Raw genomic sequence first — 20369 nt, 5'->3', positions numbered from 1 at the left:
GGCGGCGTTCCGACGATGGCGCCAGAAACAGCAACACAAAAACCAGATCAGCTCAGTCCACCCGACTCAAGGAAGTCCACAACACCTGCGCCGCATACCCTCGATAAGGCCGCCACCCTTCAGCCCGCAACAGCAACTGCTTCGCTGTCACCGGCCCACCCTCCAGTGCCGCCATCGCATTGATCAGCCCCACATCACCATTGGGAAACCCGTCCATCTCCCGCAACTGACGCAAGGCAATGTATTGCGCCGTCCAGTCACCAATCCCGTGCAAGGCCAGCAACCGCGCTATGCCCCCTTCCCGGCCGGGCTCAAACAATCGCGGATCATCGAGCAATGCCTGAGCCACCCCCGACAAGGTCCGGCCTCGGCTTTTCGGCATGCCCAGCGTCGCCAGATCTGCGTCTGCCAAAACCCTGGCCTGGGGAAAAACATGGGTCACTCCCGGCAATGCTGAATTTAACGGTGTGCCGTACCGCGCTACCAGTTTGCCCGCCAACCGGATCGCCGCCACCACCGTAATCTGCTGCCCCAGTACCGCGCGGATCGCCAGTTCCAGCCCATCCCACGCTCCCGGTACGCGCAGGCCCGGGCGTTCGGCAATCAACCGCGCCATCAGCGGATCAACCGCCAGGTGCCGGTGAATCGTGGACAGCTCGGCATCCAGGTCGAACATTCGCCGCACTCGCGCAACGATCTCGGGCACGGCACCAGCATCCGGAAAGTCCAGGGTCAGCTCAAGCGCATCGGATGCGGCAGGCTGGATCGAAAACGTACCGTGTACGCCATGCAAGTCGATGCTGCGCGAGTACACACCCTCGACCACCCTTTCCAGACCCACGATCGCCCGCGCCGACAAGAACCCCAGCAACGCCGGCCAGTCAAAGGGCGGCTGGTATTCCAGCAACACCCTCACAGGCTGAGCACCCCGCTGTACAATCCATAAGCCGCCAACCCCGCCCCCCCGATGACACAGGTGAAAATGCCTTTCTCGACCACCGTGAACAGCGGCTTGCCCTGCTCGTTACGAGCCTTGGCGAACAGGATCACACCCGGCGCATACAGCAACGCCGACAGCAGCAAATACTTCAGGCCGCCGGCATACAGCAGCCACACCGCGTAGCCCAGGGCGATGCCACCGATCAGCAGGTCCTTGATCCGTTCGGCGGGTGCCTGTTGGTAGGTTTCACCCCGTGCGCACAACAACACCGCATAGGCCGCCGACCACAGGTACGGCACCAGAATCATCGAGGACGCCAGATAAATCAGGCTGGTGTAGGTGCCGGCGGAAAACAGCGTGATCAGCAGGAACAACTGGATCATCGAGTTGGTCAGCCACATCGCATTGACCGGCACACGGTTGGCGTTTTCCTTGGTCAGGAATGCCGGCATGGTCTTGTCTTTCGCCGTGGCGAACAGGATTTCGGCGCACAGCAGCGCCCAGGACAACAAGGCCCCCAATAGCGAAATCGCCAGGCCAACGCTGATCAGCAACGCCCCCCAAGGGCCGACGATATGTTCAAGCACCGCCGCCAGCGAGGGGTTCTGCAGTTTCGCCAGTTGCGGCTGGGTCATGATCCCCAGCGACAGCACGTTCACCAGCACCAGCAGCGCCAATACCCCAATGAACCCGATCACCGTCGCGCGGCCCACGTCGGAGCGTTTCTCTGCCCGGGCCGAATAGACACTGGCGCCCTCGATACCGATGAACACGAACACGGTGACCAGCATCATGTGTCGAACCTGATCCATCACACTGCCGAATTCCGGGTTGTTGCGTCCCCAGATATCGAGGGTAAAGATGTCCGCCTTGAACGCCACGGCGGCGATCACAATGAACATGATCAGCGGCACGATCTTCGCCACCGTGGTCACCTGGTTGATGAACGCCGCCTCCTTGATCCCGCGCATCACCACAAAATGCACGGTCCAGAGCAGCACCGAAGCGCAGACGATGGCGATCGGCGTGTTGCCTTCACCAAAGACCGGAACGAAATAACCGAGGGTGCTGAACAGCAGCACGAAGTAGCCGACGTTGCCCAGCCAGGCGCTGATCCAGTAGCCCCAGGCCGAAGAAAAGCCCATGTAGTCGCCAAACCCGGCCTTGGCATAGGCGTACACCCCGGAGTCCAGTTCCGGCTTGCGATTGGCCAGGGTCTGGAACACGAACGCAAGGGTCAGCATGCCAACGGCGGTGATTGCCCAACCGATCAGGATCGCCCCGGCATCGGCCCTGGCCGCCATGTTTTGCGGCAGGGAAAAAATCCCGCCACCGATCATCGAACCCACCACCAACGCGATCAAGGCGCTCAGGCGAAGCTTGTTCGGTGATTGCGCCATCGTTGCATCTCCATTTTTCTGAGGGGCGACAACTGCCGCGAGATCGTCACATAACGGGCGTCAATTAAACTGTTGAAGAGTAATAACGTTTATTGGATAACGCCAACATAGGTCTTTTACTTGCACAAAACGGCTATTAGAGGCGCCGATATAATCATTTGTTGTATAGGTTTTTCCAATACATCAATTTTGTACAAAAAACCCGCGAGGAAAAGTTGCGATTTTTGAAAAACCAACTAGCGTCATAATTCGAAACAAATTCTAAAAGTACTTAAATAATCCACAAAAGGCTCTAGAACAAGCATTACAGACAGCCGCCCTGCAAATGATGGCACTTCGCTAAAAACTGGAAAAGCTCTCATTTTGTGATCTAAGTCAGCTGATTTGATATTCAACGGAATTAGTCTGTTGTTTCTCTTCTCCTGCATTGGAGTCATGCAATGTCTGAAGCTCCCGGAAAACTCAAACTCGGCGCGCTGGTCGCGTTAGTCGTGGGTTCGATGATTGGTGGCGGGATCTTTTCCCTGCCACAAAACATGGCCGCCAGCGCGGATGTCGGCGCCATTCTGATCGGTTGGGCGATCACTGCCGTTGGCATGCTCACCCTGGCGTTCGTGTTCCAGACCCTGGCCAATCGCAAACCCGATCTTGATGGCGGGGTCTACGCCTACGCCAAGGCCGGTTTCGGCGACTACATGGGCTTCTCGTCCGCCTGGGGGTACTGGATCAGTGCCTGGCTGGGCAACGTCGGTTACTTCGTCTTGTTGTTCAGCACGCTCGGCTATTTCTTTCCGCTATTTGGGGAGGGGAATACCCCTGCTGCCGTGATCGGTGCCTCGGTGCTGCTCTGGGCCGTGCATTTCCTCGTACTGCGAGGAATAAAGGAAGCAGCGTTCATCAACCTGGTGACCACCGTCGCCAAGATCGTGCCGCTGCTACTGTTCATGCTGATCGCCTTGTTCGCCTTCAAACTGGACATCTTCACCGCTGACATCTGGGGCCTGAAGAACCCGGACCTGGGCAGCGTGATGGACCAGGTGCGCAAGATGATGCTGGTCACCGTGTGGGTGTTCATCGGCATCGAAGGCGCGAGCATCTTTTCGGCCCGGGCGGAAAAACGCAGTGACGTGGGTAAAGCCACCGTGATCGGCTTCGTCACCGTGCTGCTGTTTTTGGTCCTGGTGAATGTGCTGTCGCTGGGGATCATGACCCAGCCGGAACTGGCCAAACTGCAGAACCCGTCAATGGCCGCCGTGCTGGAACACGTGGTCGGTCACTGGGGCGCGGTGCTGATCAGTGTCGGTTTGATCATCTCGTTGCTGGGGGCGCTGCTGTCGTGGGTGCTGCTGTGCGCGGAGATCATGTTCGCCGCCGCCAAGGACCACACCATGCCGGCGTTTTTGCGCAAGGAAAACGCCAACCATGTACCGGTCAATGCCCTGTGGCTGACCAACGCCATGGTCCAGGTTTTCCTGATCATCACGCTGTTCTCGGCCAGCACTTACCTGTCGCTGATCTACCTCGCCACCTCGATGATCCTGGTGCCGTACCTGTGGTCGGCGGCCTATGCGTTGCTGTTGGCGGTGCGTGGCGAAAGCTACGAAGGCGCGGCGGGCGAGCGGCAGAAGGATCTAATCATCGGTGCCGTGGCCCTGATCTACGCGATCTGGCTGCTGTACGCCGGCGGCACCAAATACCTGTTGCTGTCCGCCCTGCTCTACGCCCCCGGCGTGATCCTTTTTGCAAAGGCCAAGCTGGAAATCAACAAACCGGTTTTCACCAACGTCGAGAAGCTGATTTTCGCTGCGGTGGTCGTCGGCGCCGTGGTGGCGGCCTACGGCCTCTATGACGGCTTCCTGACCCTTTAACTCCTGTTTCTAGAAGCACAACCCTGTTTTGTCATCTGGAGGATCACTGTAATGACCACGGAAAAAGTTAAGTACGGCGTCCATTCCGAAGCCGGCAAACTGCGCAAAGTCATGGTTTGCTCCCCAGGCCTGGCCCATCAGCGGCTGACCCCGAACAACTGCGATGAACTGCTGTTCGACGATGTGCTGTGGGTGGCCCAGGCCAAGCGCGACCACTTCGACTTCGTTACCAAGATGCGCGAACGCAACGTCGATGTACTGGAAATGCACAACCTGCTGACCGACATCGTCGCCATTCCCGAAGCCCTGGACTGGATTCTGGAACGCAAGATCACCGCCAACTCGGTGGGCCTGGGCCTGATCAACGAAACCGCTTCGTGGCTGCGCAGCCTGGAGCCACGTCACATCGCCGAGTTCCTGATCGGCGGCGTATCGGGTGACGATTTGCCCACCAGTTTCGGCGGCAAGGCCATCGAGATGTTCCGCGACTTCCTCGGCCACTCCAGCTTCATCCTGCCGCCGCTGCCCAACACCCAGTTCACCCGCGATACCACCTGCTGGATCTACGGCGGCGTCACCCTCAACCCGATGTACTGGCCGGCGCGCCGTCAGGAAACCCTGCTGACCACCGCCATCTACAAGTTCCACCCCGAGTTCACCAACGCCGACTTCCAGATCTGGTACGGCGACCCGGACAAAGACCACGGCAACTCCACCCTTGAGGGTGGCGACGTGATGCCGATCGGCAACGGCGTGGTGTTGATCGGCATGGGAGAGCGTTCGTCGCGCCAGGCCATTGCCCAACTGGCGGTGAACCTGTTCAAAAACAAGGCGGTCGAGAAAGTGATCGTTGCCGGCCTGCCGAAATCCCGCGCGGCGATGCACCTGGACACCGTGTTCAGCTTCTGCGATCGCGACCTCGTCACGATCTTCCCGGAAGTGGTGAACCAGATTGTCGCCTTCACCCTGCGTCCCGATGAAAGCAAGGCCGGTGGCATCGACATCCGCCGAGAAGAAACCAACTTCCTCGACACCGTGGCCCAGGCCCTGAACCTCAAGGCGTTGCGCGTGGTGGAAACCGGCGGCAACAGTTTCGCCGCCGAACGCGAGCAATGGGACGACGGCAACAACGTAGTGGCCGTGGAACCGGGCGTGGTCATCGGCTACGACCGCAATACCTACACCAACACCCTGATGCGCAAGGCCGGTGTGGAAGTGATCACCATCAGCGCCGGCGAACTCGGCCGGGGACGGGGCGGCGGCCATTGCATGACCTGCCCGATCATCCGCGACCCGATTGACTACTAACCTATTACCTTGGCCCGCGCGGCCCTCTACCCAAGGGCATGCGCAGGCCAAGGGGATAACCGACACCTTAGGAGATCCAAAATGGCGTTCAATATCCATAACCGCAATCTGCTGAGCCTGGAACACCACACCCCTCGCGAATTGCGTTACCTGCTCGACCTGTCCCGCGACCTCAAGCGTGCCAAGTACACCGGCACCGAACAGCAGCATCTCAAGGGCAACAACATCGCGCTGATCTTCGAAAAAACCTCGACCCGCACCCGCTGCGCGTTCGAAGTTGCAGCCTATGACCAGGGCGCCAACGTCACCTACATCGACCCGAACTCCTCGCAGATCGGCCACAAGGAAAGCATGAAGGACACCGCCCGCGTACTCGGGCGCATGTACGACGCTATCGAGTACCGTGGCTTCAAACAGGAAATCGTCGAGGAGCTGGCCAAGTTCGCCGGCGTACCGGTGTTCAACGGCCTGACCGACGAGTATCACCCGACACAAATGATCGCCGACGTGCTGACCATGCGCGAGCACGCCGACAAGCCGATCCACGAGATCAGCTACGTCTACCTGGGCGACGCGCGCAACAACATGGGCAACTCCCTGCTGCTGATCGGCGCCAAGCTCGGCATGGACGTGCGCATCTGCGCGCCAAAAGCCCTGTGGCCGGCGGACGACCTGGTGGCTCGCTGCAAACAGTACGCCGAAGAAAGCGGCGCGCGCATCACCCTCACCGAAGACCCGAAAGCCGCGGTCAAGGGCGTGGACTTCATCCACACCGACGTCTGGGTGTCGATGGGCGAGCCGGTCGAAGCCTGGGCCGAGCGCATCCAGCAACTGCTGCCGTATCAGGTCAACGCCGAACTGATGAAAGCCACCGGCAATCCGCGCACCAAGTTCATGCACTGCCTGCCGGCGTTCCACAACAGCGACACCAAGATCGGCAAGCAGATTGCCGAGCAGTACCCGTTCCTGAACAACGGCATCGAAGTGACCGATGACGTGTTCGAGTCGCCGGCCTGCATCGCCTTCGAGCAAGCGGAAAACCGCATGCACACCATCAAGGCGATTCTGGTGTCGACGCTGGCGGATCTATAACGGCTGATCATGTCCTCTTGATCGCTCACTGACCCGTAGGAGCTGCCGAAGGCTGCGATCTTTTGATCTTTGAAGATCAGTAGCAAGATCAAAAGATCGCAGCCTTCGGCAGCTCCTACTCTAGAAGGACTGCACCATGCGTATCGTCGTTGCTCTGGGCGGTAATGCCCTGCTCCGCCGGGGCGAACCCATGACCGCTGACAACCAGCGCGCCAACATCCGGATCGCCACCGAACAGATCGCCAAGATCCATCCCGGCAACCAATTGGTCATCGCCCACGGCAATGGCCCTCAGGTCGGCCTGCTGTCTTTGCAGGCGGCGGCCTACACCTCGGTTTCGCCCTACCCGCTGGACGTGCTCGGTGCCGAAACCGAAGGCATGATCGGCTACATCATCGAACAGGAACTGGGCAACCTGCTGGACTTCGAAGTGCCCTTCGCGACCTTGCTGACCCAGGTCGAAGTCGATGCCAATGACCCGGCCTTCAAGAACCCCACCAAACCCATCGGCCCTGTCTATACCAAGGATGAGGCCGAAGCACTGGCCGCCGAGAAAGGCTGGGCCATTGCCCCGGACGGCGACAAATACCGTCGCGTGGTCGCCAGCCCGAAACCGAAGCGCATCTTCGAAATCCGCCCGATCAAATGGCTGCTGGAAAAAAGCAGCATCGTGATCTGCGCCGGCGGTGGCGGCATTCCGACCATGTATACCTCGCCCGGCAAACTCGAGGGCGTCGAAGCGGTCATCGACAAGGATCTGTGCTCGGCGCTGCTGGCCGAACAGCTTGAAGCCGATCTGCTGGTGATCGCCACCGACGTCAACGCCGCCTTCATCGACTTTGGCAAACCCACGCAGAAAGCCATCGCCCAGGCCCACCCCGACGAAATGGAAAAACTCGGCTTCGCCGCCGGCTCCATGGGACCGAAGGTGCAGGCAGCCTGCGAATTCGCACGCCATACTGGGAAAGTCGCAGTGATCGGTTCGCTCGCGGACATCGAAGCGATCGTCCAGGGCAAGGCCGGCACGCGCATCAGTACGGCGACACCGGGCATCAGCTATCAGTAAACGAAACTGCGGGGCAGGCCTGAGGCTTGCCCTGATTCAAGATCTTTTGAAGGAGAGTCAACAATGGCAACGTTCGAGCCGGGTCACCTGCACATCGAGCGACACGCGCTGAACAAGGATGACGTCAGCTACAACATCTGCATCGACTATGAAATCGCCCAGGATCCCAAGGAAGGCAAGGGGATGCAGTTCAAGATGCACGGCAACATCCAGGGCAAGGACATGAGCGAGACGTTCTTCCTGCCCAAGGACATGGCCTACAACTTCGCCAGCAACGTCACCAAGATTGCCGAGAAGCATGGCATCCCGAAAACCCATAGCAACATCGGTTCGATCCACAAACATTACGACGCAATGTTCGAAGACGTGCGGGTGCAGTTGAACATGAAATCGGGCGACCCGGTCAAACCCGAGCACCTGGAATAACGTTTGGAAGATCAAAAGATCGCAGCCTTCGGCAGCTCCTACAGGGGAATGCGTTCGGCGTAGGAGCTGCCGAAGGCTGCGATCTTTTCAAGCCATACCCCATCGACATTTCACCTGCCCCCTCCTCCAAGGCATACTTGCCACCCTTCGCACTGCAGACCCCAAGACCGCCCCATGCGTATCCACGTCAGCTTCATCGACCGCGTCGGTATCACCCAGGAAGTCCTGGCCCTGCTCGGCGGGCGCAATCTGAACCTGGATGCGGTGGAAATGGTCCCGCCCAATGTCTATATCGACGCCCCGACCCTGAGCCCGCAAGTCCTCGAGGAACTGCGCGATGCCCTGTTCAGCGTGCGTGGCGTGCAAGCGGTGACGGTGGTCGACATCCTGCCCGGCCAGCGCCGGCACTTGCAGCTCGACGCCTTGCTGGCAGCCATGACCGACCCGGTGCTGGCACTGGACAGCGACGGCAAGGTGCTGCTGGCCAACCCGGCCCTGATCGCCCTGTACGGTCGCGAACCGGACGGTGAAAGCGTGGGCGACCTGTTTGCCGACCCGGCGTTGCTCGACGCCCTGCTCGAACACGGCTTTCGCCTGCCGCTGCGGGAAATTACCGTCAACGGCCAGACCCTGTTGCTCGACGCCACGCCGATCACCGACGCCGGCGCCCTGCTGACCCTGTACCAACCGAACCGCATCGGCGAACGCCTTTCCGCGCTGCACCATGACCACGCCGAAGGTTTCGATGCCTTGCTCGGCGAGTCCCCGGTGATCCGCACCCTCAAGGCGCGCGCCCAGCGGGTGGCGGCCCTCGATGCACCGCTGCTGATCCAGGGCGAAACCGGCACCGGCAAGGAGCTGGTGGCCCGCGCCTGCCACGCCATCAGCGCCCGGCACAGCTCCCCCTTTCTGGCGTTGAACTGCGCGGCATTGCCAGAGAACCTCGCCGAAAGTGAACTGTTTGGCTACGCCCCCGGCGCCTTCACCGGCGCACAACGGGGTGGTAAGCCGGGGCTGATGGAACTGGCCAACCAGGGCACGGTGTTTCTCGACGAGATCGGCGAGATGTCGCCGTACTTGCAGGCCAAATTGCTGCGTTTCCTCAACGACGGCAGTTTTCGCCGGGTCGGCGGCGACCGTGAGGTCAAGGTCAACGTACGGATCCTCAGCGCCACCCACCGCGACCTGGAGAAGATGGTCAGCGAAGGGCTGTTCCGCGAAGACCTGTTCTACCGCCTCAACGTCCTCAACGTCGAAGTGCCGCCCCTGCGCGAGCGCGGCCAGGACATCCTGCTGCTGGCCCGCTACTTCATGCAGCAGGCCTGTGCGCAGATCCAGCGCCCGACCTGTCGCCTGGCGCCGGGCACTTACCCGGCGCTGCTGGGCAACCGCTGGCCGGGCAACGTGCGGCAATTGCAGAATGTGATCTTCCGCGCCGCGGCGATTTGCGAAAGCAGCCTGGTGGACATCGGCGACCTCGACATCGCCGGCACCTCGGTGGCCCGCCAGGGCGACCATGACGTCGACAGCCTGGAACAGGCCATGGACGAGTTCGAGAAAACCCTGCTGGAAAAACTCTACGCCAGCTATCCCTCGACCCGGCAACTCGCGACCCGCCTGCAAACTTCCCACACGGCGATTGCCCATCGGTTGCGCAAGTACGGGATTCCCAACAAGACTTGAAGCCTTGCGTCGACAGATGGTGGGCTGTGTACACCAACCTGTGTAGGAGCTGCCGCAGGCTGCGATCTTTTGACTTTGATCTTATGGTGCCTGCGACAAGATCGCAGCCTGCGGCAGCTCCTACGGAACGGATTGTCACTTCGAAAACTTCTTCACCTGTTTAAAAACGACCTCCACCTGTACTGAAAGCGCTACAGCGGAACGATATCGCTACACCCCTCTCCGATCACGGCTGTGCAAGGCTTTGATCCACCTCGGCTTTTATCATTGACATATGCCGTATCGATTTCGCTACAACGATTGATTTTCAGCCTTTGTCGAAACCACCTAAATCATTGATCAATAACAATAAAAACAACGTTGGCCGCGTTCTTGCTATGTACTCCCGCATAAACCGGGCATTGCCCAAGCATTCAATCGCGTCCACCAGACGAGTCTGGCCCCTTAGGAGTTTCCATGAGCGAGTTGCGTTTTACTGAAGATCACGAATGGCTGCGCACCGAAGCTGACGGCAGCGTCACGGTCGGCATCACCGCTTTCGCACAGAATGCCCTGGGCGACGTGGTTTTCGTTCAACTGCCTGAGCTGCAGTCCTACGACAAAGGCGCCGAAGCCGCCACCGTGGAATCGGTAAAGGCTGCCAGCGGCGTGTACATGCCGCTGGACGGCGAAGTGCTGGAAGTGAACCCGGCGCTGGACAGCAGCCCTGAACTGGTCAACGAAGATCCGCTGGGTGAAGGCTGGTTCTTCCGCTTCCAGCCAAGCGACGCCTCGGCAGTCGCCCAACTGCTGGATCAGGACGCCTACGACCGTCTTATCAAAGCCCAAGCCGAAGCCTGAGGAGCACTGACATGACCCAGATTAATCCTGCCGTTGTAAACATAAGTACCGCCAACGAATTCATCGCACGTCACATCGGCCCGCGCGCCGGTGACGAGCAAGCCATGCTCAACAGCCTCGGTTTCGACTCCCTGGAAGCCCTGAGCGCCAGCGTGATTCCCGACAGCATCAAGGGCACCAGTGTCCTCGGCCTGGAAGACGGCTTGAGCGAAGCCGATGCCCTGGCCTTGATCAAGTCCATCGCGACTAAAAACCAGTTGTTCAAGACCTTCATCGGCCAGGGTTACTACGGCACCCACACGCCGTCGCCGATCCTGCGCAACTTGCTGGAAAACCCGGCCTGGTACACCGCCTACACCCCGTATCAGCCAGAAATCTCCCAAGGCCGTCTCGAAGCGCTGCTGAACTTCCAGACGCTGATCAGCGACCTCACCGGCCTGCCGATCGCCAACGCCTCGTTGCTGGACGAAGCCACCGCCGCGGCCGAAGCCATGACCTTCTGCAAGCGCCTGAGCAAGAACAAGGGCAGCCACGCATTCTTCGCCTCCGTGCATTGCCACCCGCAAACCCTCGACGTACTGCGCACCCGTGCCGAGCCTTTGGGCATCGACGTGGTGGTTGGCGACGAGCGCGAACTGACTGACGTAACGCCATTCTTCGGCGCGCTGCTGCAATACCCGGCGAGCAACGGTGACGTGTTCGATTACCGCGAGCTGACCGAACGCTTCCACGCCGCCAACGCCCTCGTTGCCGTGGCTGCCGACCTGCTGGCCCTGACCGTGCTGACCGCACCGGGCGAATTCGGCGCCGATGTGGCTATCGGCAGCGCACAGCGCTTCGGCGTGCCACTGGGCTTCGGTGGCCCGCACGCGGCTTACTTCTCCACCAAGGACGCATTCAAGCGTGACATGCCGGGCCGACTTGTCGGTGTTTCCGTAGACCGTTTCGGCAACCCGGCCCTGCGCCTGGCCATGCAGACCCGCGAGCAACACATCCGTCGCGAGAAAGCCACGTCGAACATCTGCACCGCGCAAGTGCTGTTGGCCAACATCGCCAGCATGTACGCCGTGTACCACGGTCCGAAAGGCCTGACGCAGATCGCCAACCGCGTACATCACCTGACCGCAATCCTGGCCAAAGGCTTGAGCGCACTGGGCCTGAGCGTCGAGCAAGCGAGCTTCTTCGACACCCTGACCGTGAAGACCGGCGCGCAAACCACCGCCCTGCACGACAAGGCACACGCCCAGCGCATCAACCTGCGCGTGGTCGATGGCGAACGCCTGGGCCTGTCCCTGGACGAAACCACCACCCAGGCCGACGTTGAAACCCTGTGGAGCCTGCTGTCCGACGGCAAGGCCCTGCCGGACTTCGCCGCCCTCGCCGCCTCGGTCACCAGCACCATTCCGGCAGCGCTGGTGCGTCAGTCGCCGATCCTCAGCCACCCGGTGTTCAACCGCTATCACTCGGAAACCGAGCTGATGCGCTACCTGCGCAAACTGGCGGACAAGGACCTGGCGCTGGACCGCACCATGATCCCGCTGGGTTCGTGCACCATGAAACTCAACGCTGCCAGCGAAATGATCCCGGTAACCTGGGCCGAGTTCGGCGCCCTGCACCCGTTCGCCCCGGCCGAGCAAAGCGCCGGCTACCAGCAACTGACCGACGAACTGGAAGCAATGCTTTGCGCTGCAACCGGCTACGACTCGGTATCCTTGCAACCGAACGCCGGCTCCCAGGGTGAATACGCCGGTCTGCTGGCGATCCGTGCCTACCACCAGAGCCGTGGCGAAGACCGTCGCGACATCTGCCTGATCCCGTCGTCGGCCCACGGCACCAACCCGGCCACCGCACAGATGGCCGGCATGCGTGTCGTCGTCACCGCCTGCGATGCCCGTGGCAACGTCGACATCGAAGACCTGCGCGCCAAGGCGATCGAGCACCGCGAACATCTCGCCGCACTGATGATCACCTACCCGTCGACCCACGGCGTGTTCGAAGAAGGCATCCGCGAAATCTGTGGCATCGTTCATGACAACGGCGGCCAGGTGTACATCGACGGCGCCAACATGAACGCCATGGTCGGCCTCTGCGCCCCGGGTAAGTTCGGCGGCGACGTTTCGCACCTGAACCTGCACAAGACCTTCTGCATCCCCCACGGCGGTGGCGGCCCGGGCGTCGGCCCGATCGGTGTGAAATCGCACCTGGCGCCATTCCTGCCAGGCCACGCCCAGATGGAGCGCAAGGAAGGCGCCGTTTGCGCGGCACCGTTCGGCAGCGCGAGCATTCTGCCGATCACCTGGATGTACATTCGTATGATGGGTGGCGCGGGCCTCAAGCGTGCTTCGCAGCTGGCGATCCTCAATGCCAACTACATCTCCCGTCGCCTCGAAGAGCACTACCCGGTTCTGTACACCGGCAGCAATGGCCTGGTGGCGCACGAGTGCATCCTCGACCTGCGTCCACTGAAAGACAGCAGCGGCATCAGCGTCGATGACGTCGCCAAGCGCCTGATCGACTTCGGCTTCCACGCACCGACCATGTCGTTCCCGGTGGCCGGCACGTTGATGATCGAACCGACCGAAAGTGAATCCAAGGAAGAACTGGACCGCTTCTGCGACGCCATGATCCGCATCCGCGAAGAAATCCGCGCAGTGGAAAACGGCACCCTGGACAAGGACGACAACCCGCTGAAAAACGCGCCGCACACCGCCAAGGAGCTGGTGGGCGAGTGGTCGCACCCGTACAGCCGTGAGCAAGCGGTGTACCCGGTTGCGTCGCTGATCGAAGGCAAGTACTGGCCGCCGGTCGGTCGCGTCGACAACGTGTTTGGCGACCGCAACCTGGTCTGCGCTTGCCCGTCGATCGAAAGCTACGCTTAAACGAATGAGTGGGGCGGATTGATCCGCCCCACTCAAGAACACCGCAAACCTCCTGTAGGAGCTGCCGCAGGCTGCGATCTTTTGATCTTGATCTTGAAAAAACAGGATCAAAAGATCGCAGCCTGCGGCAGCTCCTACGCAAAGCATCTCCCGTGATACGCCTATAACAAGAAACCGGAGAACCACCATGTCGTTAAGCGTGTTCGACCTGTTCAAGATTGGCATCGGCCCCTCCAGCTCCCACACCGTCGGCCCGATGCGCGCCGCTGCGCGTTTCGTCGAAGGCTTGCGCCGTGAAGGGCTGCTGACGGCCACCACCTGTGTCAAAGTCGAGCTGTACGGCTCGCTCGGTGCCACCGGCAAAGGCCACGGCAGTGACAAGGCTGTGCTGCTGGGCCTGGAAGGCGAACACCCGGACACCGTGGATACAGAAACCGTCGCTGCGCGCCTGCAAGAGATTCGCAGCAACGGCCGCTTGAACCTGCTCGGTGAACACAGCATTGCGTTCAACGAGAAAGAACACCTGGCGATGATTCGCAAACCGTTGCCCTATCACCCCAACGGCATGATTTTTCGCGCCTTCGACGCAGCGGGCCTGCAGATCCGCAGCCGCGAGTACTACTCGGTCGGCGGCGGTTTTGTGGTCGATGAGGACGCCGCCGGCGCCGACCGCATCGTCGAAGACGCCACCCCCCTGACCTTTCCGTTCAAGAGTGCCAAGGATCTTCTCGGTCATTGCGTCAAATACGGGCTGTCGATCAGCCAGGTGATGCTGACCAACGAAAGCGCCTGGCGCCCGGAAGCGGAAACCCGCGCCGGCCTGCTGAAAATCTGGCAAGTGATGCAGGACTGCGTCGCCGCCGGATGCCGCAATGAAGGCATCCTGCCCGGCGGTTTGAAGGTCAAGCGCCGGGCCGCCGCGCTGCATCGGCAGTTGTGCAAGAACCCGGAATCGTCGTTGCGCGACCCGCTGTCGGTGCTCGATTGGGTCAACCTCTACGCCTTGGCGGTCAACGAGGAGAACGCCAACGGCGGGCGCGTCGTAACGGCGCCCACCAACGGTGCGGCGGGGATCATTCCAGCGGTATTGCACTACTACATGCGCTTTATCCCCGGCGCCAATGACGACGGCGTGGTGCGATTCCTGCTGACCGCCGCAGCCATCGGCATTCTGTATAAGGAAAACGCCTCCATCTCCGGCGCCGAAGTCGGCTGTCAGGGTGAAGTCGGCGTCGCCTGCTCGATGGCCGCCGGTGCCTTGTGCGAAGTGCTTGGCGGCACTGTGCAACAAGTGGAAAACGCCGCGGAAATCGGCATGGAACACAACCTCGGACTGACCTGCGACCCGATTGGCGGGCTGGTGCAAGTGCCTTGCATCGAGCGCAACGCCATGGGTTCGGTCAAGGCCATCAATGCCGTGCGCATGGCTCTGCGCGGCGACGGACAACACTTCGTCTCCCTCGACAAGGTCATCCGCACCATGCGCCAGACCGGCGCCGACATGAAAAGCAAATACAAGGAAACCGCCCGTGGCGGTTTGGCGGTCAACATTATCGAGTGCTGATGCGCGCTCATCTGCACCCTTCTTCAGGAGCTGAATATGTCCACCGAACAACTGTTGAAAACTCCGTTGCACGCACTGCACATTGAACTCGGCGCCCGCATGGTGCCCTTCGCCGGCTACGACATGCCCGTGCAGTACCCGCTGGGCGTGATGAAAGAACACCAGCACACCCGCGACCAGGCCGGGCTGTTCGATGTCTCGCACATGGGCCAGATCCGCCTGACCGGCGACAATGCCGCCAAAGCCCTGGAAAGCCTGGTGCCGGTGGACATCATCGACCTGCCAGTGGGCATGCAGCGTTACGCCATGTTCACTAACGAGACCGGCGGCATCCTCGACGACCTGATGGTCGCCAACCTGGGTAACGACGAACTGTTCCTGGTGGTCAACGCCGCCTGCAAGGATCAGGACCTGGCCCACCTTCGCAAGCACATCGGCGACCAGTGCAGCATCGAGCCGCTGTTCGAAGAGCGTGCCCTGCTCGCCCTGCAAGGCCCGGCGGCAGTCACTGTACTGGCGCGTCTGGCGCCGGAAGTGGCAAAGATGACCTTCATGCAGTTCGCCCGCGTGAAGCTGCTGGGCGTGGACTGCTTTGTCAGCCGTTCGGGTTACACCGGTGAAGACGGCTATGAAATTTCCGTACCCGCCGCCAACGCCGAAGCCCTGGCTCGTGCCCTGCTGGCCGAACCGGAAGTGGCCGCCATCGGCCTTGGCGCTCGTGACTCCCTGCGCCTGGAAGCCGGCCTGTGCCTGTACGGCCATGACATGAACACCGACACCACCCCGATCGAGGCAAGCCTGCTGTGGGCGATCTCCAAGCCACGTCGCGCTGATGGCGCACGGGCCGGCGGCTTCCCTGGCGCCGAAACCGTATTTGCCCAGCAACAGGCAGGCGTGAACCGCAAACGTGTAGGTCTGCTACCACAGGAACGTACACCCGTGCGTGAAGGCGCCGAGATCGTCAACGAAGCCGGCGACATCATCGGCAGCGTCTGCAGCGGTGGTTTCGGGCCGACCCTGGGTGGGCCGCTGGCCATGGGTTATGTCGACAGTGCCTACATCGCACTGGACACACCGGTCTGGGCAATCGTTCGTGGGAAAAAGGTGCCTTTGCTTGTAAGCAAAATGCCATTTGTTCCACAACGCTACTATCGTGGTTGATTGACTGTTCCTATAAGTAACGCGGTTGCGTTAACTGTGCACTAATGTGTAACGCAACCGCCATAAAATAGTGCAATGTTTGGCTCTAAGCTTCGATTATGAACTTTGCTTATAACGATCGAAAACAATTGAACGAGGTTAGAGAATAAGGCCCCACTAGTGGACTGACTTTGCCAGCAACCTGAGGAAATCCGGGGCCTTCACGGGGCTTGTTTTTTCTCCCGTAGTTGGCGTAGAGTTTGTTCACTGTGTTTGCATGGGTCGCTTGGAATCGTGACCTGGGCAGTAGCCTACAAGTTAGCTACATCCCGTTCGACGTCTTCTTACTCTCCTGCAACCAGCCCCAGTACTCTTTCATGAGAAGGAGACTGTCATTAATTTTTTGCGTCAAAGGAAATAAGAAATGTCCCAACGTCAGAGCGGTACCGTCAAGTGGTTTAACGACGAGAAAGGTTTTGGTTTTATCACTCCTGAAAGCGGTCCGGATCTGTTCGTGCATTTCCGCGCCATCCAGGGCAACGGCTTCAAAAGCCTGAAAGAAGGCCAGAAAGTGACTTTCATCGCTGTGCAGGGCCAGAAAGGCATGCAGGCTGACGAAGTACAAGCAGAAGCCTAATCTTCTGTAACGAAAAAGCCCCTGATGCTGACATCAGGGGCTTTTTTGTGTGCATAAATCCGTAAAATGGCTTCTTTTTTTGCCGAGAGCCTGCCATGTCGAAACACCTGCTTACCCCCCAGGGCGAGTTCCCCGCCGCTGGCCTGGGTCGTCGCCTGGCAGCCATGTTCTATGATTTCCTGCTGTGCACAGCCCTGCTGATCGTCACCAGCGGCATCTACAAGATGATCCAGATGGCGATCATCGGCGAAGAAAGGATGCGCATCCTGACCGAAGCCGGCGCCTTGGACGGCGACCCCCTGCTCTCCACAGTCCTGTTGTTTGTATTGTTCGGCTTCTTCGCCAAATTCTGGACCTGGTCCGGTCAGACCCTGGGCATGCAGGTCTGGTGCATCCGCGTGCAGAATGCCGATGGCTCGTCCATCAGCCTTTTGCAGGCGCTGCTGCGCTTTTTGGTGTCGATTGCTTCACTGCTGTGTGTTGGCCTGGGATTCTTCTGGTCGCTGTTCGACAAGCAGAAACGCAGCTGGCATGACATCTACTCCAATACCCGGCTCGTACGTATTCCAAAGAAACAAAAGTAACGCCCATAAAAAAGATCGCAGCCTGCGGCAGCTCCTACAAGGGAATGCAAAACCCTGTAGGAGCTGCCGAAGGCTGCGATCTTTTGCTTTCTGGCCTTTAAGCGTTACCGGCCAGCTTCATCCGTGCCGCCTGGGTGAAATCAAGCATGCGCTTGAGCGGGCGAATAGCTTGCGGAATCAGCGCCGGGTCGACAAAGATCTCGTTCGACCCTTCCTTCAACGCCCTGAGCGTGCGCTCAAGGGTGTTCATGGCCATCCACGGGCAATGCGCACAACTGCGGCATGCGGCGCCGTTACCCGCCGTTGGGGCCTCGATAAAGACCTTGTCCGGGCACAGCTGCTGCATCTTGTAGAAGATGCCACGGTCGGTCGCGACGATGAGTGTCTTGTTCGGCAGGCTCTGTGCCGCCGCGATCAACTGACTGGTGGAACCCACGGCGTCCGCCAATTCGATCACCGAGGTCGGCGACTCCGGGTGCACCAGAATCGCAGCATCCGGGTACAGCGCCTTCATGTCTTCAAGCTGCTTGGATTTGAACTCTTCGTGAACGATGCAGGCACCGTCCCATAGCAGCATGTCGGCACCGGTCTGGCGCTGGATGTAGGTCCCCAGGTGCTTGTCCGGGCCCCAGATGATGGTCTCGCCGTTGTCCATCAGGCTTTCGACGATTTCCAGCGCACAGCTTGAAGTCACCACCCAATCCGCTCGGGCCTTTACCGCAGCGGAAGTGTTGGCGTACACCACCACCGTGCGCTCCGGGTGTTGATCGCAGAACGCGGAAAATTCGTCCACCGGGCAACCCAGGTCGAGCGAACAGGTCGCTTCAAGCGTCGGCATCAGCACGCGTTTTTCCGGGTTGAGGATCTTGGCGGTTTCACCCATGAACTTCACGCCGGCGACGACCACGGTCTTGGCCGGATGGGCATTGCCGAAACGGGCCATTTCAAGCGAGTCGGAGACACAACCGCCCGTCTCTTCGGCCAGCGCCTGAATGACAGGGTCACAATAGAAGTGGGCCACCAGCACCGCGTCCTGAGCCTTGAGCTCGGCAGCGATGGCGGCACGGTAATAAGCCTCTTCATCGGCGGTCAGCGGCTTGGGCTGTTTGGCGTCGAGGTGGGCTTGAACCAGAAGGCGTTCGGAAATTTGCGTCATGTTCGCAAGACCTGCAGGCGCATTCGCGCGAAAGTCGAGTATACACCCGGCTCCGTACCCTTCAGGGTACCGCCGGGAAAGTGAGTATTCATCAGGCACGGACAGCGTTGAAGCTGCGCAAGGCTACAGAATATCCGACGGATGCAAAAGGTGATTCTGACCTGCGTGATGGGTAGCAGCCTGCAACGAAGCGGACAGGAATCGCAGGCAAAAAAAAACCCGGAAATCCTCACTTGCGTGGGCCTTCCGGATTTTCTAAACCGCCAAAAATGGTGGGTCGTGTGGGATTCGAACCTACGACCAATTGGTTAAAAGCCAACTGCTCTACCAACTGAGCTAACGACCCGCTGTGTGGTGGCGCGTATAATACTGATTTTTAAGGACTATTCAACACCTATTTTGAAATAAATCAAAAATAAGGGGTTGGATCGCTGATTCCGGCCGCCGCAAAGCCTTCTGCACGCAGTCGGCAGCTGTCGCACTTGCCACATGCACGACCGTTATCGTCGGCCTGATAGCAGGAAACGGTCAGTCCGTAGTTCACGCCAAGCTTCACGCCGGCCTGGACGATCTGCGCCTTGCTGAGGTTTTGCAGCGGTGCCTGGATGCGGAAGCCATTGCCTTCCACGCCGGCTTTGGTTGCCAGGTTGGCCATGCGCTCGAACGACTCGATGAACTCGGGACGGCAGTCTGGGTAACCGGAGTAATCCACCGCATTGACGCCGATGAAGATGTCCCGTGCGCCGAGCACTTCTGCCCAGCCCAGGGCCAGGGACAGGAACACCGTGTTACGCGCAGGCACGTAAGTCACCGGAATGCCCTCACCCAACTCTTCCGGAATATCGATGCTGCGGTCAGTCAGCGCCGAGCCACCCATGCCGTTCAGGTTCAGGCCGATCACCTTGTGCTCGACCACACCCAAGTCCCGTGCCACACGCTCGGCGGCGTACAGTTCGGCGTGAGAGCGCTGACCGTAGTCGAAGCTCATGGTGTAGCAGCTATAGCCTTCGGCACGAGCCATGGCCACGACGGTCGCCGAATCCAGGCCACCGGACAGCAGGATGACCGCACGTTTTTCAGCAGTATTGAGTTGTTCAGTCATTTCAGCGCCCCGGCTCGTCATTCCATAGATATTTATGCAGCTGCAGTTGCAAACGCACTGGCAGGTTGTCCGCCACCACCCAATCCGCCAGATCCCGGGCATTGAGATCATGGTGACTTGGGGAGAACAGGACTTCACCGGCACGCAGGTTGAGACCGTACTGGATCAGCTTGGAAACGGACCAGTCATAGTCCTCTCGCGAGCAGATGACAAACTTCACCTGATCGTTGGGCGTGAGCAGCTCAATGTTTTCATAGCGATTGCGGTGTGCTTCCTTCGAACCCGGGGTTTTCAGGTCGACAACGCGACTGACCCGGGAATCTACTGCCGAGATATCGATGGAGCCACTGGTTTCCAGTGACACTTCGTAACCGGCGTCACACAAGCGCTTGAGCAAGGGAATGGCGTTTGGCTGTGCCAGGGGCTCGCCGCCCGTGACGCAGACATAACGCGGGCGAAACCCTGCAACCTGCTCGAGGATGTCGTCGAGGGTGCGAATGGTTCCGCCGGTGAACGCGTAGGCGCTGTCGCAGTATTGGCAACGCAGGGGGCAACCGGTCAGGCGCACAAAAACAGTGGGCAGGCCGGCAGTCCGCGTTTCACCCTGCAACGAGTAGAAAACTTCGGTGATTCTCAATGTGTCTTGCATAGTCGCCACGGGCGTAACAGCTAAACAGGCTGTCC

At 59.9% G+C, this 20369-nt stretch carries 17 protein-coding genes and 1 tRNA gene; 12 read left to right on the top strand and 6 right to left on the bottom strand.

Annotated features, from left to right (window positions below):
• Positions 1-52: 52 nt before the first annotated feature.
• Complete coding sequence (locus ACM6G4_RS22505; RefSeq protein ID WP_414914652.1) at positions 53-916, bottom strand: DNA-3-methyladenine glycosylase family protein; 864 nt, start codon at positions 914-916, stop codon at positions 53-55.
• The gene (gene arcD / locus ACM6G4_RS22500) at positions 913-2340 is read right to left on the bottom strand and encodes an arginine-ornithine antiporter (RefSeq protein WP_414914651.1); all 1428 of its coding nucleotides are present in this window, start codon (positions 2338-2340) and stop codon (positions 913-915) included. The genes ACM6G4_RS22505 and arcD (ACM6G4_RS22500) overlap by 4 nt, the downstream gene beginning before the upstream one ends.
• Before the next feature lie 440 nt (positions 2341-2780).
• On the opposite strand from arcD (ACM6G4_RS22500), the gene arcD (ACM6G4_RS22495) reads away from it, so the two are divergent.
• The 12 genes from arcD (ACM6G4_RS22495) (at position 2781) to ACM6G4_RS22440 (ending at position 17427) form a co-directional block, all read left to right on the top strand.
• A complete protein-coding gene (arcD, locus tag ACM6G4_RS22495; protein WP_056725997.1) occupies positions 2781-4208 on the top strand; it encodes an arginine-ornithine antiporter in 1428 nt (475 codons plus the stop codon).
• A gap of 51 nt (positions 4209-4259) precedes the next feature.
• Positions 4260-5516, top strand: coding sequence for an arginine deiminase (arcA, locus tag ACM6G4_RS22490; RefSeq protein ID WP_056725998.1), 1257 nt, complete (start codon positions 4260-4262; stop codon positions 5514-5516).
• Between the two features lie 81 nt (positions 5517-5597).
• On the top strand, positions 5598-6608 hold the full coding sequence (locus ACM6G4_RS22485; RefSeq protein WP_056726000.1) for an ornithine carbamoyltransferase: 1011 nt from the start codon (positions 5598-5600) through the stop codon (positions 6606-6608).
• A 136-nt stretch (positions 6609-6744) separates the two neighbouring features.
• On the top strand, positions 6745-7674 hold the full coding sequence (arcC, locus tag ACM6G4_RS22480; RefSeq protein WP_046042230.1) for a carbamate kinase: 930 nt from the start codon (positions 6745-6747) through the stop codon (positions 7672-7674).
• 63 nt (positions 7675-7737) lie between these two features.
• On the top strand, positions 7738-8100 hold the full coding sequence (locus ACM6G4_RS22475) for a DUF5064 family protein (protein ID WP_056726002.1): 363 nt from the start codon (positions 7738-7740) through the stop codon (positions 8098-8100).
• 174 nt (positions 8101-8274) lie between these two features.
• A complete protein-coding gene (locus tag ACM6G4_RS22470) occupies positions 8275-9783 on the top strand; it encodes a sigma-54-dependent transcriptional regulator (protein ID WP_056726005.1) in 1509 nt (502 codons plus the stop codon).
• A gap of 456 nt (positions 9784-10239) precedes the next feature.
• On the top strand, positions 10240-10623 hold the full coding sequence (gene gcvH / locus ACM6G4_RS22465) for a glycine cleavage system protein GcvH (RefSeq protein ID WP_008047373.1): 384 nt from the start codon (positions 10240-10242) through the stop codon (positions 10621-10623).
• Between the two features lie 11 nt (positions 10624-10634).
• A complete protein-coding gene (gene gcvP, locus ACM6G4_RS22460) occupies positions 10635-13502 on the top strand; it encodes an aminomethyl-transferring glycine dehydrogenase (RefSeq protein WP_409078379.1) in 2868 nt (955 codons plus the stop codon).
• A gap of 187 nt (positions 13503-13689) precedes the next feature.
• Positions 13690-15066 (top strand): L-serine ammonia-lyase, encoded by a 1377-nt coding sequence (locus tag ACM6G4_RS22455; protein ID WP_414914650.1) that lies wholly within the window; start codon positions 13690-13692, stop codon positions 15064-15066.
• 36 nt (positions 15067-15102) lie between these two features.
• Complete coding sequence (gene gcvT / locus ACM6G4_RS22450; RefSeq protein ID WP_414914649.1) at positions 15103-16227, top strand: glycine cleavage system aminomethyltransferase GcvT; 1125 nt, start codon at positions 15103-15105, stop codon at positions 16225-16227.
• Positions 16228-16630: 403 nt separating this feature from the next.
• On the top strand, positions 16631-16843 hold the full coding sequence (locus ACM6G4_RS22445) for a cold-shock protein (protein ID WP_007977299.1): 213 nt from the start codon (positions 16631-16633) through the stop codon (positions 16841-16843).
• 95 nt (positions 16844-16938) lie between these two features.
• Positions 16939-17427, top strand: a complete 489-nt coding sequence (locus tag ACM6G4_RS22440) for an RDD family protein (RefSeq protein ID WP_414914648.1) — start codon at positions 16939-16941, stop codon at positions 17425-17427.
• 97 nt (positions 17428-17524) lie between these two features.
• On the opposite strand, the gene nadA is transcribed toward ACM6G4_RS22440, so the two are convergent.
• The 4 genes from nadA to queE all read right to left on the bottom strand — a co-directional run bounded on the left by nadA (position 17525) and on the right by queE (position 20334).
• Positions 17525-18583, bottom strand: coding sequence for a quinolinate synthase NadA (gene nadA / locus ACM6G4_RS22435; RefSeq protein WP_056726017.1), 1059 nt, complete (start codon positions 18581-18583; stop codon positions 17525-17527).
• Between the two features lie 270 nt (positions 18584-18853).
• Positions 18854-18929: transfer RNA gene (locus ACM6G4_RS22430), tRNA-Lys, on the bottom strand.
• Between the two features lie 63 nt (positions 18930-18992).
• Positions 18993-19685: a 7-cyano-7-deazaguanine synthase QueC gene (gene queC / locus ACM6G4_RS22425; RefSeq protein WP_056726031.1), complete on the bottom strand. Its 693-nt coding sequence runs from the start codon at positions 19683-19685 to the stop codon at positions 18993-18995.
• 1 nt (position 19686) lies between these two features.
• On the bottom strand, positions 19687-20334 hold the full coding sequence (gene queE, locus ACM6G4_RS22420) for a 7-carboxy-7-deazaguanine synthase QueE (protein WP_150754451.1): 648 nt from the start codon (positions 20332-20334) through the stop codon (positions 19687-19689).
• Positions 20335-20369 lie beyond the last annotated feature (35 nt).

The sequence above is a fragment of the Pseudomonas sp. IT-P258 genome, from assembly GCF_949767825.1.
GTDB classification, from domain to species: domain Bacteria; phylum Pseudomonadota; class Gammaproteobacteria; order Pseudomonadales; family Pseudomonadaceae; genus Aquipseudomonas; species Aquipseudomonas monachiensis.
This window is presented reverse-complemented; position numbering and strand designations above follow the sequence as displayed.

Coding starts and splice junctions, on each gene's coding strand:
- gcvH (WP_008047373.1), top strand. CDS start 10,240: ATGAGCGAGTTGCGTTTTACTGAAGATCACGAATGGCTGCGCACCGAA.
- ACM6G4_RS22445 (WP_007977299.1), top strand. CDS start 16,631: ATGTCCCAACGTCAGAGCGGTACCGTCAAGTGGTTTAACGACGAGAAA.
- queC (WP_056726031.1), bottom strand. CDS start 19,685: ATGACTGAACAACTCAATACTGCTGAAAAACGTGCGGTCATCCTGCTG.
- queE (WP_150754451.1), bottom strand. CDS start 20,334: ATGCAAGACACATTGAGAATCACCGAAGTTTTCTACTCGTTGCAGGGT.
- gcvP (WP_409078379.1), top strand. CDS start 10,635: ATGACCCAGATTAATCCTGCCGTTGTAAACATAAGTACCGCCAACGAA.
- arcD (WP_056725997.1), top strand. CDS start 2,781: ATGTCTGAAGCTCCCGGAAAACTCAAACTCGGCGCGCTGGTCGCGTTA.
- ACM6G4_RS22455 (WP_414914650.1), top strand. CDS start 13,690: ATGTCGTTAAGCGTGTTCGACCTGTTCAAGATTGGCATCGGCCCCTCC.
- nadA (WP_056726017.1), bottom strand. CDS start 18,583: ATGACGCAAATTTCCGAACGCCTTCTGGTTCAAGCCCACCTCGACGCC.
- gcvT (WP_414914649.1), top strand. CDS start 15,103: ATGTCCACCGAACAACTGTTGAAAACTCCGTTGCACGCACTGCACATT.
- arcC (WP_046042230.1), top strand. CDS start 6,745: ATGCGTATCGTCGTTGCTCTGGGCGGTAATGCCCTGCTCCGCCGGGGC.
- arcD (WP_414914651.1), bottom strand. CDS start 2,340: ATGGCGCAATCACCGAACAAGCTTCGCCTGAGCGCCTTGATCGCGTTG.
- ACM6G4_RS22485 (WP_056726000.1), top strand. CDS start 5,598: ATGGCGTTCAATATCCATAACCGCAATCTGCTGAGCCTGGAACACCAC.
- arcA (WP_056725998.1), top strand. CDS start 4,260: ATGACCACGGAAAAAGTTAAGTACGGCGTCCATTCCGAAGCCGGCAAA.
- ACM6G4_RS22440 (WP_414914648.1), top strand. CDS start 16,939: ATGTCGAAACACCTGCTTACCCCCCAGGGCGAGTTCCCCGCCGCTGGC.
- ACM6G4_RS22470 (WP_056726005.1), top strand. CDS start 8,275: ATGCGTATCCACGTCAGCTTCATCGACCGCGTCGGTATCACCCAGGAA.
- ACM6G4_RS22475 (WP_056726002.1), top strand. CDS start 7,738: ATGGCAACGTTCGAGCCGGGTCACCTGCACATCGAGCGACACGCGCTG.